18 protein-coding genes and 1 other RNA gene are annotated in these 15,736 nt (G+C 70.4%); 18 read left to right on the forward strand and 1 reads right to left on the reverse strand.

The genetic code is table 11. The features are described from left to right. From F2B26_RS09235 to F2B26_RS09290, 12 genes are all read left to right on the forward strand, one after another. A partial coding sequence (locus F2B26_RS09235) for a S1C family serine protease (protein WP_159808623.1) occupies positions 1 to 1,217 on the forward strand: 1,217 nt, incomplete at its 5' end. Positions 1,218 to 1,444: 227 nt separating this feature from the next. Next, positions 1,445 to 1,811: a transfer-messenger RNA gene (gene ssrA / locus F2B26_RS09240) on the forward strand. A gap of 78 nt (positions 1,812 to 1,889) precedes the next feature. After that, positions 1,890 to 2,900 (forward strand): tyrosine-type recombinase/integrase, encoded by a 1,011-nt coding sequence (locus F2B26_RS09245; RefSeq protein WP_159808625.1) that lies wholly within the window; start codon positions 1,890 to 1,892, stop codon positions 2,898 to 2,900. Continuing rightward, positions 2,901 to 3,071 carry a hypothetical protein gene (locus F2B26_RS09250; protein ID WP_159808627.1) on the forward strand — a complete coding sequence of 57 codons (171 nt, stop codon included), beginning with the start codon at positions 2,901 to 2,903 and terminating at the stop codon, positions 3,069 to 3,071. It abuts the gene before it with no gap. Then, a complete protein-coding gene (locus F2B26_RS09255; RefSeq protein ID WP_159808629.1) occupies positions 3,064 to 4,428 on the forward strand; it encodes a Fic family protein in 1,365 nt (454 codons plus the stop codon). Before F2B26_RS09250 ends, F2B26_RS09255 begins: the two co-directional genes overlap by 8 nt. Positions 4,429 to 4,772: 344 nt before the next feature. Next, positions 4,773 to 5,780 carry an SMODS domain-containing nucleotidyltransferase gene (locus F2B26_RS09260; protein WP_159808631.1) on the forward strand — a complete coding sequence of 336 codons (1,008 nt, stop codon included), beginning with the start codon at positions 4,773 to 4,775 and terminating at the stop codon, positions 5,778 to 5,780. Then, positions 5,777 to 7,207 (forward strand): ThiF family adenylyltransferase, encoded by a 1,431-nt coding sequence (locus F2B26_RS09265; RefSeq protein ID WP_159808633.1) that lies wholly within the window; start codon positions 5,777 to 5,779, stop codon positions 7,205 to 7,207. Before F2B26_RS09260 ends, F2B26_RS09265 begins: the two co-directional genes overlap by 4 nt. Beyond that, complete coding sequence (locus F2B26_RS17720) at positions 7,179 to 7,685, forward strand: Mov34/MPN/PAD-1 family protein (protein ID WP_369122547.1); 507 nt, start codon at positions 7,179 to 7,181, stop codon at positions 7,683 to 7,685. Before F2B26_RS09265 ends, F2B26_RS17720 begins: the two co-directional genes overlap by 29 nt. Further along, the gene (locus F2B26_RS17425) at positions 7,682 to 8,449 is read left to right on the forward strand and encodes a DUF6602 domain-containing protein (protein ID WP_235929582.1); all 768 of its coding nucleotides are present in this window, start codon (positions 7,682 to 7,684) and stop codon (positions 8,447 to 8,449) included. Before F2B26_RS17720 ends, F2B26_RS17425 begins: the two co-directional genes overlap by 4 nt. A 529-nt stretch (positions 8,450 to 8,978) precedes the next feature. After that, positions 8,979 to 9,443: a hypothetical protein gene (locus F2B26_RS09280; protein WP_159808639.1), complete on the forward strand. Its 465-nt coding sequence runs from the start codon at positions 8,979 to 8,981 to the stop codon at positions 9,441 to 9,443. Between the two features lie 108 nt (positions 9,444 to 9,551). After that, positions 9,552 to 10,178 (forward strand): type IV toxin-antitoxin system AbiEi family antitoxin, encoded by a 627-nt coding sequence (locus tag F2B26_RS09285; protein ID WP_159808641.1) that lies wholly within the window; start codon positions 9,552 to 9,554, stop codon positions 10,176 to 10,178. Next, the gene (locus F2B26_RS09290) at positions 10,097 to 10,936 is read left to right on the forward strand and encodes a nucleotidyl transferase AbiEii/AbiGii toxin family protein (protein ID WP_201292679.1); all 840 of its coding nucleotides are present in this window, start codon (positions 10,097 to 10,099) and stop codon (positions 10,934 to 10,936) included. Before F2B26_RS09285 ends, F2B26_RS09290 begins: the two co-directional genes overlap by 82 nt. A 20-nt stretch (positions 10,937 to 10,956) precedes the next feature. On the opposite strand, the gene F2B26_RS09295 is transcribed toward F2B26_RS09290, so the two are convergent. Beyond that, complete coding sequence (locus tag F2B26_RS09295) at positions 10,957 to 11,505, reverse strand: TetR/AcrR family transcriptional regulator (RefSeq protein WP_159808643.1); 549 nt, start codon at positions 11,503 to 11,505, stop codon at positions 10,957 to 10,959. Positions 11,506 to 11,591: 86 nt separating this feature from the next. On the opposite strand from F2B26_RS09295, the gene F2B26_RS09300 reads away from it, so the two are divergent. The 6 genes from F2B26_RS09300 to F2B26_RS09325 all read left to right on the forward strand — a co-directional run. Next, positions 11,592 to 12,521: an SDR family NAD(P)-dependent oxidoreductase gene (locus F2B26_RS09300; protein WP_159808645.1), complete on the forward strand. Its 930-nt coding sequence runs from the start codon at positions 11,592 to 11,594 to the stop codon at positions 12,519 to 12,521. Positions 12,522 to 12,672: 151 nt separating this feature from the next. Further along, positions 12,673 to 13,083 (forward strand): hypothetical protein, encoded by a 411-nt coding sequence (locus F2B26_RS09305; protein WP_159808647.1) that lies wholly within the window; start codon positions 12,673 to 12,675, stop codon positions 13,081 to 13,083. Between the two features lie 50 nt (positions 13,084 to 13,133). Then, positions 13,134 to 13,754 (forward strand): dihydrofolate reductase family protein, encoded by a 621-nt coding sequence (locus F2B26_RS09310; RefSeq protein ID WP_159808649.1) that lies wholly within the window; start codon positions 13,134 to 13,136, stop codon positions 13,752 to 13,754. Between the two features lie 117 nt (positions 13,755 to 13,871). Next, positions 13,872 to 14,231: a YciI family protein gene (locus tag F2B26_RS09315; RefSeq protein WP_159808651.1), complete on the forward strand. Its 360-nt coding sequence runs from the start codon at positions 13,872 to 13,874 to the stop codon at positions 14,229 to 14,231. Further along, positions 14,228 to 15,463: an RNA polymerase sigma factor gene (locus F2B26_RS09320; protein WP_159808653.1), complete on the forward strand. Its 1,236-nt coding sequence runs from the start codon at positions 14,228 to 14,230 to the stop codon at positions 15,461 to 15,463. The genes F2B26_RS09315 and F2B26_RS09320 overlap by 4 nt, the downstream gene beginning before the upstream one ends. 56 nt (positions 15,464 to 15,519) lie before the next feature. Continuing rightward, on the forward strand, positions 15,520 to 15,736 hold a 217-nt coding region (locus F2B26_RS09325; RefSeq protein ID WP_159808655.1), incomplete at its 3' end, for a DUF2277 domain-containing protein.

Raw genomic sequence — 15,736 nt, forward strand, 5'->3', positions numbered from 1 at the left:
TGGCGCTCATCGCCGGCGGTGTCGCGATGCGCGGTGTGGCCGGCGCGCAGACCACGACGACGAGCGACACGGCACTCGCCCCGCAGGAGGCGCCGTTCGGGGCCTTCGGCGACCAGCAGGGCGGCGGCGACCCGCGCGGTGGTGCCGGTGGCTCGCCGCAGGGACGCGACGGTTCGCAGCAGGGGCTCGGCGGGCTGCAGCCGGGCAGCGGCGACGGCACGACGGGGGGTTCCGCCCAGGCGCCGGCGACCGAGGCGTCGGCCGCGCAGCAGGTGGGCGTGGTGACCGTCGTGAGCACGCTCGGCTACGAGAACGGGACGTCGGCCGGCACCGGGATGGTGCTCACGTCCGACGGCGAGGTGCTCACCAACAACCACGTGGTCGCGGGTGCGACGAGCATCGAGGTCACCGTGGAGACGACCGGTGCGACCTACCGGGCGACGGTGGTCGGCACCGATGCGACGCACGACGTGGCCGTGCTGCGGCTGCAGGGCGCCTCGGGGCTGACGCCCGTGCGGCTCGACTCCGACGGCGGTGTGCGCACCGGTGACACCGTCACGGCCATCGGCAACGCGGAGGGCACCGGCACCCTCGTGGCCGCCACCGGCGACGTCGTCGCGACCGACCAGACCATGACCGCGAACGAGCAGGCGGGGGAGTCGGAGACGCTGCACGGGCTCATCGAGTTCTCCGCGGACGTCGTCTCGGGCGACTCGGGCGGGCCGGTGCTCGACTCCGACGGCGAGGTGGTCGGCATCACGACCGCCGCCTCCAGCGGGACGGGTGCGACGGTCGCCTACGCCATCGACATCGCCGACGCGCTCACGATCGCCCACCAGATCGACGCGGGCACGGCGTCCGACGGGGTCGTCATCGGGTACCCGGCGTTCCTCGGGGTGCAGGTCGCCTCCGACCTGTCCGCGCAGCCCGGGCTCGGCGGGTCGGGCTCGATCGGCGGGTCCGGCTCGCTCGGCACGACGACCGGTGGCGCGTCCATCGCGGGCGTCATCGAGGGCACCCCGGCCGCCAAGGCGGGGCTCGCTGCCGGCGACACGATCACGGCGGTGGACGGCACGACCATCTCGTCGGGCTCGCAGCTGTCGAGCGTGCTCGGCGGGCACGCCCCCGGCGACCGGGTGCGGATCACGTGGGTCTCGGGCAGCACCGGGGCGAGCCGGAGCGCGACGGTGAGGCTGGTCGAGGGGCCGGCGGCCTGAGCGGGGCGGGCCGGCAGGGATGCCGGATCCGCTGGGTGCGCGGACCGGCGGGGCCGGGTCTGGCGGATGCTGACGCCGTCGGGCCCGGCCCCGGCGCGGCCGCGTCGGCGAGCGGGAATGAGGGGGCCGTCCCGGCCGTTGCGACGGTAGACTGGCCGAGCCGCCCCCGGGCGGTGCATGACGGCTCAGGACGTGCGTGTCGCGCCCCGGGCTTGATAACTGAACAGGGGGGTGATCGGTTTCGACGGTGGTCGTCGATCCAGGAGAAGCGGGCCGAGGACGCACGGTTATCTCGTCAACGCTCCGTGCAACTTATAGGTGCCGATTCCAAGAGCACCGACTTCGCCCTCGCCGCCTGAGCGAGCCTCGAAGTCCGTCAGCCTGAGCTAGCTTCCGTCTCAGTTCCTGGCGTCATCTAGGGAGCCACTGCTTGTAGCCTTTGTCAGTGGGGCTGCAGGGACTTTTAGCTGACTGAGCCCGTCCGCATCTTGTCTGCGTGAGTGCGGGGGCCGAGAAAAGCAGCTGCAGACTGCGCCCGGAGAAGTCCTGGTTTAACGTCATCGGACGCGGGTTCGATTCCCGCCACCTCCACCCGTCTGACCTGCGGAAACGCAAGTCATGTTGACAGGAAGGTAGCCATCCGTTGAGGCGGACGGCTACCTTCTTGTGTCTATGGCCTCCATCCGCGAGCGGCGACGGTCCGCCGGGACCCATTCGTTCGCCGTGCTGTGGCGCGACCCGGAGACCGGCCGGCAGATCTCCCTCACCTACGACGACGAACGCGAGGCTCGCGTCGCGAAGGAGCTCATCGAGGCCGCCGGCGGGTACGCCGTCGAGGTCGCCCGGATCGCCGAGGCGGTGCGCGCGCCGGGCCCGACGGTCGAGGCGGTCATCGCCGAGCACGTCGATCTCCTCACCGGCGTCGTCCCGGATACCCGCTCCCACTACCGCGGTCAGCTGACACGGCACATCGCGCCGGTGCTGGGGCCATACCCGGTGGCGGCGCTCACCTACCGGCACGTGGCTGGCTGGCTCGGCGCGATGGCTGACAAGGGCCTCTCCCCCAAGACGATCGCCAACGTGCACGGACTCCTCTCGGCTGCCATGGCAACCGCGGTGCGGCTCGGGTACCGGGCCGACAACCCGTGCGTGGGCGTCGAGCTGCCGCGATCCGTCGCGACCTGCGACGAGATGACCGTGCTGACCCGCGACGAGTTCGCACCGCTGCTCGCGAAGATCCCGGCGTTCTACCAGCCGCTGGTGCTCATGCTCGTGGCGACCGGCCTGCGGTGGGGCGAGGCGACGGCGCTGACCGCCGGCGACCTGGACCTGACCGCGCGGCCAGCGACGGTTCGCGTGACGAAGGCGTGGAAGCGCGACGCGGACCGGCGGTGGTACGTCGGGCCGCCGAAGACCAAGCGGGCCCGGCGGACGGTGTCGCTGCCGGATGACCTGGTCGACGTGCTGCTGCCGCTGGTTGCGGGGAAGGCGCCGGACGATCTGCTGTTCGTCAAAACGGTCGGGTCGCAGCTGTCGTCCTCGAGGTTCTGGACGACGACGTGGACGCCTGCGCTGGACGCGGCGTGCGACCCGCGTCAGGCTGACGGGAAGCCTGACGCGGATGCGCCCAGGCTGACGAAGCGGCCGCAGGCGCACGACCTGAGGCACACGCACGCGTCGTAGATGATCGCGGCCGGGACGGATCTGTTCGTGCTGCAGCGGAGGTTGGGGCACGAGTCGATCACCACGACGACCGAGATGTACGCGCACCTGCTGCCCGATCAGCAGCGAGCGGCCGCCGATCCGGCGGGGCGGGTGCTGGCGGGACTGACCCGAGGAGGACAAAGTGCCTGACCCTGAAGCCGCGCTCGCCAACACGCCATACCTCGTCGCCACCGACGACAAGGCCCTCAAGAGGCTCGCCAAGGCGCAAGAGACGGCACTGGAAACGCGCGAGCGGGCCGTGTCCGCCAACGATCGGATCAAGCAGGAGGCGGAAGCAGCGCTCGCTCCATACATCAAGGCGACTCGAACTGACCTGGTCGCGGAGAGCAATATCATCGAGGGATACGAGTGGACCCCTCAGGCGGTCCGGGAGGTCGTGGCAACTCACGCCGAGTTGCTGGATGGCTCGGTCAGGACGCTGGTCCAGAGCGTTCGGCAGGATCCGCGAGTCTACGAGGTCCTCGGCCTGTTCCGCGCGCACCAGATCGCGGGCGACTGGTCCCACAGCGACCGCGTCCCGCGGGCACACGAGATCCGCGAGCTCCACCGACTCGTGCTCGGGGACCTTCCCGGAAGCGGGTCGTACAAGGTCCTGCCCAATCGCATCGGTGGAACCGCGCATCGGACCACGCCACCCGAAGACGTACCGCGGGTAATGCTCGAGTTGGCCGATTGGTGGGCGGTATCGCCAGCGGATCCCCTGCTGACCGCCACGGTTGCCCATGCCTGGCTCGTGCACATCCACCCGTTCGAGGATGGCAACGGCCGCCTCGCGCGCATCCTCGCGAACCTGGAGCTGGCGCGATACAGCTTCCCACCACTGGTAGTCCGTGCGGCGAGCGATCGCGGCGAGTACTACGCCGCTCTCGCAGCAAGCGACGACGGGGACATCCTCCCTCTCTACGAGTTGTTCGGGCGCGTACTCCGGCGCCAGGCCCGGATCATGGCGCGACCGACATACGTGATGGATGTCATAAACGACCAACTCCTCGCCTCGGAGCATGACCGCTTCCAGATGTGGCGACAGACACTCGGGCTACTGTCTGGCGCCCTGGCGTCCGAGTTCAAGAAGCGCGGCCTCACCTTCGAAGTTCAAGGCACGCTGGACCTGGGCTCGTTCAGTCTCCTGTGCGACAGGGATGTTGAGGGCAATGGCTGGTTTGCCCTCGTCGGCGCGCCAGGCCGCCGCGCCGAGTGGCTCCTCTGGTTCGGCTATCGGAGCAACGACTGGGTTGACCTGCGCGACACAGAGCGCACGTACCCGTCGATCTTCCTCTCCCGGCGTGACTGCAGTCCTGATGCGCTCCATCCATTCACCCGGAACTTCAGCACTGCCGACCTCATCGCCGAGCCGCCGGATGAGATATCGCTCGTACCGGCGGTACCCCATCCCGTCCACTTCCGGCAGCGGTACTCGGTCGCCGAGCACAGGCCCGACAAGGCCGCCGAAGTCTTGGCCGTCGCGTTGGAGTCCGGTATCGGCTAGCAGCGCCCGCAACTGGGGCATCGAGCAGCCCAGGCGAGTCGCCCGAGAGGTGCTGTGCGCCCGGTGCATCTGAGTTGCGTGCGCGGCACGGACCTGAGCACAGCGGGTGTCACGTAGGACCAGCAGGAGGCTCGCAGCATCCGCACGCGCTGGCCGTGGTGTGTCTCGGGTTCCGTGGAGCCGGGGCGGTTCACCATGGTGGACGCGCCGGCGCTAGGCAGATCGCTCGCTCGGCCGTGTCGGAGGGGCCGGCTAGCCTGATGACGCGGCTGTAGTTCGGGTCTCTCCACTTGATCGTGCAGTCGGTGATCTGCCAACCGCGAGACGTGGAAAGGGACCGAACGGTGGCCATCCTCAGCAGTCAGTTCAGCAAGGCGCTCGAGTTGATCGAGCCGTCGGCCGACGACCGAGCGAATGCTCCCGAGGCGCACAAGGCGGTCCGGGCCGCACTCACATCTGCCGATGACTTGAAGGAGTGGGGCCTCAGCCCGGTGCTCATCGGCTCCTACAAGCGTGATGTCTCCATCCGGCGGGTCAACGACGTCGACGTCTTCTGTCGCATGGACAGCATCGACGACGATGTGGCGGGGGATGCCGTGCTCGACAGGTTCTACACGGTGCTCGATGCCGCATTCGGCACTGATGCTGACGGCACACGGCGTGTCAAGCGCCAGGCTCGTTCGATCACGATCGGTTTCCCTGAGTACGACGACTTGCACGTCGATGCGGTCCCGGCCCGCAAGCGCGCCGACGGGTACTGGGAGATCCCTACGCGGGATGGTGACTGGCAGGCAACCAACCCCGAGAGGCAGACGGCTCTCAAGACAGCGATGAACGACGCCTTCGCCGACGACTACGTCCCGCTCGTGAAGCTCATCAGGCAGACCCGGCGCACGATCCTCGGCAAGCGCCCCGGCGGGCTGTTTGCCGAACTCGCCCTCTACGACGCCTGCGTTAACAACGAAGTCAGCAAGGACAACCTGACTCTCGCCTACGTCACCGCCCTCGAAGCTATCGCCGACTACCTCGACAGCAAGGTCGACTGGGGTACCGAGCTCCCCGACCACACGATGCCGGGGCACACGCTGAGCTTCCGCGCCACCGACAACCAGTGGGAGACGGCCCGCGACAAGTTCCGCGCGGCAGCCACGGAGGCGCGTGAGGCGTATGCCGAAGAGGATTCCGGCAAGGCGGCCGTGAGGTTCCGCGAGTTGCTGGGCAAGAACGGTGACGATGAGACGGTGTTCCCTATGCCTGCTGGGTACAACGAGGACGGCACCAAGAGAGAGTCCTCGGCATTGGTCACGCCGGGCTCCTCGAAGGTGCCCGCCGGAGACCGCCGCTTCGGATGACCGCCTGGGATGAGGCAATCAAGTCCAGCGTCTTCGAGTTCACGGAAGAGCTCGAGAGGCGAGGGTTTCGGGCCGACGAGCGAACCTTGACCGGTGCTGTGGGTGCAGGAGTTGACGCCGTCAGGGTGGAGATCGCTCTCCCGGACAGCTTCCCTTTCGCACCGCCTGTCGTCTCGCCTCCGGCTAGCTTCCCGCGCTCATGGCACCGCGAACGCGATGGGGCCATGTGTCTCTACCCCCTGGACCACCGCCAGAAACTCCCGTGGCTGGACGTCGACGACTTCCTCGCGCTCGTTGAGCGTTGGATCGTGGAGTCGACGGCGGGTTGGTCGGGCGACTTCCCGGACCTCGACCTGGAGCGGTACTTCCCTCAGAGCGCGGCACCTCTTGTCGTCTACGGCGATCTCGACGAGCTGACCAACCGATTCATCCAGTTTCGCCACTATGGGTCCCTCACGCGGATCATTGGTCCTGGGTCGATCCCCCGGAAGGCGCGCCTCGCCAAGGATCGGGCCTTCGGATACGTGACAGACATCGGTGAGCCCGAAGCGCCGCCGAGTAGTTGGGATGACTTGAAGTTGGCGATTCCGAGGAGCGATGCGAAGCTAATCGAATCCGCGGTCTCCGATGGCCGCTTCAGCTACCTCGTCGTCAGATATGCCCGCGGCGGAACTGGGGCGGCTGTCGTGCTGCGGATCTGGAAGGAGGCGTCGGGTTCATTCGCATTGCGTGCGATCCGTAGTGCCAGCGAATCCATGCCCACTCTCACAATGCGTGCGGGACCGCGAGCCAGGACCCTCTGCGGCTCCAGCGTCGCCGTCATCGGGGTCGGGGCGATCGGCTCGTTCGTCTGCGACCTGCTCTCACGGTCCGGCGTGGGTCATATCACTGCCTTCGATCCGGATACCGTTCGGCCGGGAAACCTAATCCGGCACCTCGCTGACGCCAGCTCAGTTGGTCTCGCCAAGCCCGAGGCCGTCAAGCGCATCATCGCCTCTCGCGCATTCAGCTCCACGGAGGTGTTGAGCGAGGCCGGTGGCCTGCCGGCGCCCGTCGAAGTGATGGGCGTGTTCGCCGAGCACGACCTGGTCATCGACGCGTCGGCATCCGGCGATGTCACGCCAGTGCTCGTCGCCGCCGCAACCGCAGGCGGGCATAACCTGCTGTCCGTCTGTCTTCAGGAGGAGGGCAGCGTCGTGAGGGTCGACGTGATCCCGCCACTGAAGGGTGACGCGATCGAGGAGACGAGGCTCGGCCCTCCACCGTCCCGGGACGAGCTGCGTTTTGAGGCCGGGTGTGGCGACCCTGTGTCACAGACCCCCGCGTTCGCTGTCTACGAGGCTGCGGCTCTTGCTGCTCGGCATGCCATCGGTCTCCTGACCGGGACGCCCATTTCCGATGCCGGGACCGTTCGTGACTACCGGTGAACGCCGCTCAACGCCAGTGGTTCGGATCACCGAACGAACCCTCGCCGCCGCCGGATCACTCGCCCGCGGGGTTTCGCCGAACGAACTCGGCGGGATCATCGTCGGCTGGTGGGAGGGAGGCCGAGTGGCGATCGTCGACGACCTGCTGCCAGTCCCCGACGACCGAGCTGGACGAGCACACTACGAACGTCGGCAATGGCCAGCACAGCGGGTACTCGACGACTACCTACGTACGGGCACCTCTCCCTACTCCGGCTACATCGGCGAATGGCACAGCCACCCTGAACCGCAACCTCCCAGTCCAATCGATCGAGGCGCTCTGAGTGCAATCGTTCGGCAGGTGCACTGCCCCATTGCACTTCTTGTGCTGGCACTCGACCGCCAAGGTGAGGTCGCGGTCCATGGCCTCGTCGGCCGTTCCCGTTGGCCACACCGCGCCGTGATCGAGCACACCGTCGTTGAGAGGATGGAGCCGTGACCCAGCGCCCGTTTGACATCGCCGCTGCCTTCCGCAACAAGGAGACGGCATTGCGAGCGTCGTTCTTGGCGATCCGCGAGGTCACGTCACACGGCACGACGATCGGCGATCAGACCGAGGCCGACTGGGTCGGCCTCATCCGCGACTTCCTGCCTACGAGATACGCGGTCGGCCCGATCTTCGCCGTGGACCACCATGGCAACCTCAGCGAGCAGATCGACGCCGCGGTGTACGACACCCACTACTCGCCACAGTGGTTCGGTGCAGCAGGTGGAGTGAGGTTCGTACCAGTCGAGAGCATCTACGCGGTCTTCGAGGTCAAGCCTGAGTTCAACAGCGCGTACCTCAGGGCAGCTCGTCAAAAGGTCTCAAGCGTTCGCAAGTTGGAGCGCACTTCCCAAGCCGTGGTCCACAAGGGCGGCAGGTACGAGGCCGTCGACATCGAGATCAAGCCCGTGATTGGTGGGATTCTCACTATGCGAAAGGGGCTTGACGACCCTGCACAGAAACTGAAGGACACGCAACCGGCACCCGGGGACCACGAGTTCCTGAACATTGGAATCTGCCTCGACCATTTCGCCTTCGACTACACGCCCTCGGCCGCCGGCAACAAAGTGGAAACAGAGTTGGCGACTCGCAGCGACGGCGACCAGTTGATCCACTTCTGCATCCGGCTGTTTCGCCAGCTCCAGGCCGTCGGGACCGTTCCCGCCGTCGACATGACCAAATACGAGGAAACCGTGTTCGCCAACGACTCCGACTAGCCTCGACCGTCCACCGGACGTGTGTCCGACGTTGCGGCGCGGGGGTCGCGAACGGGCACGTGTCCGGGGGCGCGCCCGGCACGGAGCGCGGCGCCGACCACCCACGCCAGCGCGCCACGCAAGCTGACGACCTCGAACTTCGTGGAATCTCCCGCAATGAGGCGCGGCCCGGAGCGCCGGGCTGACGGGAGCGGACCTTAAGGGTGAGGCGATCTTGATGTCCGCGCGCCAGTTGTTCAGGCGCGATGTCGGTGGCGGGAGCGAGTCACTATTCGAAGATCACTGGCGTCCGTTGACGCCGTCAACGGACGCCACAGACCGGCCCACGACGCCCGTCAACACCCCGTCGCATCACCGCAGGTCACGCGCCTCCACCAACGGTTCCACAAGGCTCCCAACTGGTTCGATTCCCGCCACCTCCACCCCCAAGCTGTCGCGAAGGCCGCCGTCCCGAGATCGGGGCGGCGGCCTTCGTCGTGCGGGCCGAGTGGGATCCTTGCGGCCGGAGGTGGGCATGCGCAGTAGTCGCGTGGTCGTTCGCGCGGTCGGCTACCAGGTCATCCTGGTGGGCGCCGGGCTGTGTATGGCCCTCGCCGCGATCGGCGGCTTGGTGGACCCGCCGCCGTCGGCAGACGCGGGGGCTGACTGGTGGGGCTACGGGATCGTGGCGGTCTCGCTTGCGTTTGCGATACGAGCGACGCGCCTGCGTGTTGTGGTCACAGTTGACGACGTCGTCGTGCACAGCCTCCTGACGAGGAGGCGGTATCCGCGGTCGGAGGTCGTCACGGTCACGATCGCCAACTACGACGGGTTCTGGGTGTGGGACTCCCCCTCGGGGATCTCGTGGTACACGGTGCCCGAGCTCACGTTGGCGGACGGGCAGCGCCGAAGGGCGCGTGGGCTGGTCGGTTCGACGGGAGGCAGTGAGCGGCGAGCCGCGGCTCTGCGCGCGGCACTGAGCCTCCCAGAACGCCCGGTCGCCCGACACTCGTAGGCCCGCCGCGGGCCGCCGTTCTCCCGTGAGGGCCCGCCCGGCAGCGGCTGGCACATGAAGCACGCTTTGGTCTGCAGAAGGTAACCCCCCAGGGTTACTCTCTGCAGAGTGAAGGGCCGAGCCGACATCTCCCGCCTGGCCGCGCGAGCCCCCTTGCGGACGTTCGTCGTGGCGGACCTTGCTGACCGCTACGCGCATCCGCGCAAGGAGATCCGCGAGTTCGAGCAGGCAGGGGTGCTGCATCGGCTCGCCAGGGGGATCTACTGCGCGGTGCCCCTCGACGCCGACCCGGCCACCTGGCGGCCGTCCCTCGAAGCAGCCACGGCGGCCGTGGCGACGGCGCTCTACGGCGCTCAGGTGCCGGTGCTCACGACGCTCACGGCGGCTCGGGCGCACAGGGCGCTTCCCCGCGCGATCGGCGCTGGCCACGTTGCCGTGCCGACGTACCGGCGTCCCGCGGTGCTCGCCGACCGTGACGCGACCGTCCGCTTCGCCGAGCGGGACGTCGCCACTCTCGACGCTGTCCTGATCCAGACCGACCTCGGTCCGGCACTTGCCACGACGCCCGAGCAGACGGTCCTCGACCTCGCCAAGGGTGACCCGCGCGGCGAGGATCTCGACGCTCAGCAGGCCATCGACGCCCTGTGGTCGCAGTGCGACCCGGCGACGCTGGAGGAGATCGCGGGCCGACAGCGTATGCGCGCCACCCTCCGGCGAGTGGCGGCGGGCCGATGAGCGCTCAGCGCGACGAGTGGACGGCGGTCGCCGAACGGTTCGGCGCCGACCTCGAGCAGGTCCGCCGCGATCATCTGATCTCGCACGTGCTGGCCGCGATCGCCGCGGACGTCCCGACCGACGACCTCGCGTTCTTCGGCGGCACGGCCCTGTCGCGTACGCACCTCGACGATGCCCGACTCAGCGAGGACATCGACCTCGTCGCCCTCGCGCCACGCAACCACGTCGCGGCCGCGATCGAGGCCGCGGTTCGCCGAGGGCTCGCGCGCACGCACGGCCGACCGACCTGGCGCCCAGCTCTGACCGCTACCCGCGGCGCGGAGCCGGCCGTGCTCGAGGTCGATGACACGCTCGGCATCCAGGTCCAGCTCGTCACCGGCGAAGGCTTCCTCTGGCCGACCGAGGTCCGCGACATCGAGCAGAGGTACTCCGACGCCCCACCCGCCCGGCTGCGCACGCTCACCGCCGCCGGCTTCGCCAGCGCCAAGCTCGCCACGTGGATGGAGCGACACGCGCCGCGCGATCTCTACGACCTGTGGGCCCTGGCAGAGCGAGGTTGGATCGACGCGAAGGCCGTCGAGGTGTTCGTCCGTTGCGGCCCGACCGGCCGGCCACCGGCCGAGTGGGTCTTCGCCGCGGCGCCCGGGGAGGATGCCTGGCGCCGGGCGCTCGGCCACCAGACGCGGCTGCGCGTCACCGCCGCCGAAGCGGTCGCGGTCGCCCGCAGCGCGTGGGCGGCCGCCGATCTGAACCGCTGACGGGTGCCGCCCCGCCGCCCTCAGACCCCAGCCGCCGGTCGCACCCCGGACACGAGGACGTCCAGGAGCAGCTCGCGGTCGGCGGGGGCGCCCAGTCGCACGGCGTGCTCGATGCCGCAGACCAGGTGCTGGAGCTGGTCGATGGTCAGCTCGGGCCGGACGGCGCCGGCCTGGCAGGCGCGGTCGAACACCTGCCGGAAGCCGTCCAGGATCTCCGCCTTCACAGCGGTCACCTCGGGGTCCTCGTCGGCGGGGGAGACGAGGACGGTCTGCAGGCCGCCGTCCTCGAGCTGCATCGCCAGCGTGGAGGCCAGGAGTGCGGCCAGGGCCTGGCCTGCGTCGTCGTCGTTGGTCGCCTCGCGGGCGAGGTCACGCAGCCTCAGCAGCGACTGGGCGGACACTGCCTCCTGCAGCGCGCGCACGGTCGGGAAGTGCCGGTACACGGTGCCGATGCCGACGCCCGCCTCGTGCGCGATCTCGTTGAGCCGCAGGTCGGCCGCCCCGCGGCTCCGGGCGGCGGTGAGGATCCGCTCGCGGTTGCGCGCAGCGTCCGAGCGGCGAGGGGCCATGCGTCCACCCTAGCGCTGGGCGGATTGTCTATCCACTTCGTGCTACGGTGAAACGGATAGATCATCCGAATACTGCAGGAGTCGACGTGACCTGGGATCCCCACCACCTGCCCGACCAGAGCGGGCGCACCTTCGTCGTCACGGGTGCCACCGCGGGCATCGGCTACTTCGCCGCCGAGCAGCTCGCGGCCGCCGGCGCCCACGTCGTCCTCGCCTCGCGGTCGCCCGCCAAGCTCGACCGGGCCCGGGCCACCCTGCTGACGCAGGTGCGCTCGGCGGCCGTGAGCACCACCGTGCTGGACCTCGCCTCCCTGGACTCCGTGCGCGCGGCGGCCGACGAGATCGCCCAGCACGAGCGCCTCGACGGGATCTTCCTCAACGGCGCCACGATGAGCCCCCGGCGCGGCGAGCTGACCGCCGACGGTCTGCCGGTGATCGTGGGCACGCACGTGGTGGCCAACGTCGCCCTCACCGCAGGTGTGCTGCCACGCCTGGTCGCCACCGGGCGCGAGCACGGCACGACCACCCGCATCGTGCACGCCTCCACCGGCTTCGTCCACAGGTTCGCCTTCGAGCCGGACGACGTCCTGGCGACGCCGCGCCTGTCGATCGCGGCGTACACCAAGGCCAAGACCGTCACCGAGGTGTTCGCCTTCGAGCTCGAGCGCCGGCTGCGGGCCGCCGGCGCACCCGTGGCCTCGATCGTCACCCGTCCGGGCGTCGGGGTCGACGCCCGCACGCCGCACCGCGACGGGGTCCGGGACGCCACAACCCCCTACCAGCGCAACCCGTACACCCCGTGGGCGCAGGGCAAGGACTCCGCCGCCTGGTCCGCGGTGCGCGCCCTCACCGACCCGGCGGCCAGCGGGGGCCAGTACTACGCCCCGGCAGGTGCACTGCGCGGGCTGCCGGTCCTCGTCGAGCCGCTGGCCCGGACCGCCGACCCGGGTGCGGCGGTCGCCGGCCGCGTCTGGGACCAGCTCGAGGAGCTCGCCCAGGTGCACCTGCCGGTCTAGGAGACCCGGTCACGGCGCGGGACGGACCGGGGCCCCGGAGCTCGACGGGGTCCCGGGACGGCCGCACCTGGCATCATCGCGACGTGCGCACCACTGCTCCGGACTCGCGCCGGGCGACGGGCTGGTCGTCATCGGGCCGGTTGTCGTCGACATGAGGTTCGCCGAGCTGCTGCGGGGCCTGGCGTTGCTGCCGCCGGTGCTGGCGATCGCGAGCCTTCGCAACCACAGCGGGTGGAACGTCGAGCTGGACGCGGGCGTCTCCTCGCTGATCGGCGTGCGTGTCCGCGGAGTCCTCGTCCTTCTCGGGGCGCTCATGTTCGGCACCGGCAGCGTGCTCCAGACCGCGCACATCGGCGTCGGGCGGTGGGCGCTTCTCGTCCTGGCCACGGTGTGCGCCGTCGCGTTCGGGTGCTACCGCCCGAGGGCCGTCGAGCACCCGGGTCCCACCCGCCATGCGGAAGCGGTGCGACACCTCGAATCCCGGGCGCGGCGCACCTGGATCGGGCTGTTCGTGGGAGCGCTCGTGCTCGCGGCGTGGGCGGCCTGGCCGTGGTCGCTGTGAGCCGTCGGCGCCCGGTGGCCGGCGCGGATCGCCCGACCTAGCCTGCCGACATGAGCCTCGTCACGGCGGACATCGCGGTCTCGCTCGACCTGGTCGCGGCGGGACGGGACCAGTCGTTGGAGCACCCGTTCGGGCCCGTCGTCGGGCACCGGCTGCACACCTGGATGTTCGAGCACAGCGAGGACAGCCCGGACGAGATCGCCGGGATCCTGCGGGCCCGCGCGTACGTGATGGGACGGCACATGTTCGGGCCGGACCGGGGCGACTGGGACCTGGCGTGGCAGGGCTGGTGGGGGCCCGAACCGCCGTACCACGCGCCCGTCTTCGTGCTGTGCTCGCGCCCGCGGGAGCCGCTGGTCATGGCGGGCGGGACCACCTTCCACTTCGTGACCGACGGGTTCGAGGCCGCTCTCGACCGGGCGCGCGAGGCCGCGGGGGAGGGGGACGTCTCGATCGCGGGCGGCCCGAGCACCCTCAACGCCTACCTGGCGGCGGGGCTGGTCGACGAGCTGCGGCTGCACGTCGTGCCGTTCACGGTCGGGGAGGGGCTGCGGGTCTTCGACGGTGTGCGTGACCTGGCCATGGTGCCGGCCTCCGCCCGGACGACGCCGCACGTCACCCACCTCGTGCACCGGCGCCGCACCCGGGCCGTCCCCGGTCCGCAGTCTTGACGCCTGCCGGTCCGGCCGAGTCGGATGACCGTCGGATGTCGAAATCGGGCGCATCCGTTCGTCGACCCGGTGTCAGCACTCGTCGGTGGGGTTCCACCGCAGACCTAGGAGACCGTCATGGCCGAGCACTACATCGTCCTCATCGTCGAACCGGAGTGGGATCCCGCGACCGCCACCCAGGACGACTGGGCCGCCGCGATGGCCGCCCACGAGGCCTTCGCCAAGGCCGTCGCCGCGGCCGGGGCGCGGATCCTCGACGGCGACGCACTCATGCCGTCGCGCACGAGCACCCGCATCACCCCGGGCAGCGCCGGCGGCGAACCCGTCCTCACCGACGGACCGTTCCCCGAGGTCAAGGAGGTCGTCTCGGGCTACTACAAGCTCGAGGTCGCCGACCGTGACCAGGCCCTCGCGCTCGCCGCGCAGTGCCCGACCGGTGGCTACGTCGAGGTCACCCCGGTGATGCCGACGTCGTGACGCGACCCACCGTGCCGTCCGACGCGGCGCCGGACTCGCTCGCGGAGGCGGTGCGGTCGCAGTGGCCGCACCTGCTCGCCTCGCTCGTCCGGTTCACCGGGAGCCCCGAGCTGGCCGAGGACTGCCTGCAGGAGGCCTGCGCCCGTGCGCTCGACGCGCGCGAGCGCAGGCTCCTGCTCAACCCGGCCGCCTGGCTGACGACCACCGCCAAGCGGATCGCGATCGACCAGGTCCGCCGGGACGCCGCGCTGCGGATCCGGTTGCCGGTGCTCGCCCAGCGGTCCGAGACCGAGGTCGAACCGGCACCGGACCCGCCGGGCGGCGACGACCGCCTCGAGCTGGTGCTGCTCGCCTGCCACCCCGATCTGAGCCCGCCGACGCGCCTCGCCCTCGCCCTGCGCTTCGTCCTGCGGGTCCCGACGTCCGAGGTCGCGGACGTGCTGCTCGTCGAGCACACAGCGATGAGCGCCCGCCTCACCCGTGCGAAGCGGCAGGTCGAGGGCCTGCAGTGGGCCGAGCTGGGACAGGACGAGGTCCGTGACCGCGTGGACGACGCGCTCGCCGTCGTGCACGCGCTCTACACGCTGGGCCACACCGCGCCCGACGGTCGGCAGGTGCGCCGCGGCGAGCTGACCTCGCTCGCCGTGGCGCTCGCCCGGGCGCTGCACCGGTTCGTGCCCGAGCACCGTGAGGTCGCGGGCCTGCTGGGCCTTGTCCTGCTGAGCGAGGCCCGGGCGCCCGGGCGAGCGGGGGACGGGCTCGCGCCGGTCCCGCTGGCGGACGCCGACCGTTCGACGTGGGACTCCGCCCTGGTGACCGAGGGGTTGCGGTACGCGACGTTCGCGCTGCCCGGCGGCGGCCGGTTCGCGCTGCAGGCCGGGATCGAGGGTCTGCACGCCCAGGCGCCGTCCTGGGAGCTCACGAACTGGGCGGCCGTCCGGGTGCTGTACGACGGGCTCGTCGCGCAGTGGCCGTCACCCGCGGCGCAGCTCGCCAGGGCGGTTGCGATCGCCTACCAGGCCGGGCCGCTCGCCGGGTTGGCCGCGGTCGACGAGCTCGAGGCCGACGGCGTGCTGCGCAGCGACGTCAGCGCCGTCCGGGGCCACCTGCTGCGGCTGGCCGGTCAGCACGCCGCCGCACGCGCGGCCTACCGGGCGGCCGTCGAGGCCGAGCGGAACGAGGCCCTGCGCGCGTTCCTCACCGAGGCCTCCGACGGGCTCGCGGGGGTCTGAACGGCCCCGACGGTGACCGGTCGGCGCATCGCCGGACACCGACGTAGCGTCGGGCCATGTGCCGCAACATCACCACCCTGCGGGGGCTCGACCCGCCCGCCACCGCTGACGAGGTCGAGGCCGCCGCGATCCAGTACGTCCGCAAGGTCACCGGCATCGGCGCCGTCACCGACGTGACGCGCGAGGCGTTCGACGCCGCGGTCGCGGCCGTCGCCGCCGCGACCGCCCAGGTGCTCGCCGACCTGCCCGAACGTCGCAGCCCGCCGTCCACCG

The sequence above is a fragment of the Cellulomonas citrea genome, from assembly GCF_009829685.1.
GTDB classification, from domain to species: domain Bacteria; phylum Actinomycetota; class Actinomycetes; order Actinomycetales; family Cellulomonadaceae; genus Cellulomonas; species Cellulomonas citrea.

What these genes read in the sequence shown, in the direction of transcription:
- F2B26_RS09245 (WP_159808625.1), top strand. Translation starts at nt 1,890, where the DNA reads ATGGCCTCCATCCGCGAGCGGCGACGGTCCGCCGGGACCCATTCGTTC.
- F2B26_RS09250 (WP_159808627.1), top strand. Translation starts at nt 2,901, where the DNA reads ATGATCGCGGCCGGGACGGATCTGTTCGTGCTGCAGCGGAGGTTGGGG.
- F2B26_RS09265 (WP_159808633.1), top strand. Translation starts at nt 5,777, where the DNA reads ATGACCGCCTGGGATGAGGCAATCAAGTCCAGCGTCTTCGAGTTCACG.
- F2B26_RS17720 (WP_369122547.1), top strand. Translation starts at nt 7,179, where the DNA reads ATGCCGGGACCGTTCGTGACTACCGGTGAACGCCGCTCAACGCCAGTG.
- F2B26_RS09295 (WP_159808643.1), bottom strand. Translation starts at nt 11,505, where the DNA reads ATGGCCCCTCGCCGCTCGGACGCTGCGCGCAACCGCGAGCGGATCCTC.
- F2B26_RS09305 (WP_159808647.1), top strand. Translation starts at nt 12,673, where the DNA reads ATGAGGTTCGCCGAGCTGCTGCGGGGCCTGGCGTTGCTGCCGCCGGTG.
- F2B26_RS09310 (WP_159808649.1), top strand. Translation starts at nt 13,134, where the DNA reads ATGAGCCTCGTCACGGCGGACATCGCGGTCTCGCTCGACCTGGTCGCG.
- F2B26_RS09315 (WP_159808651.1), top strand. Translation starts at nt 13,872, where the DNA reads ATGGCCGAGCACTACATCGTCCTCATCGTCGAACCGGAGTGGGATCCC.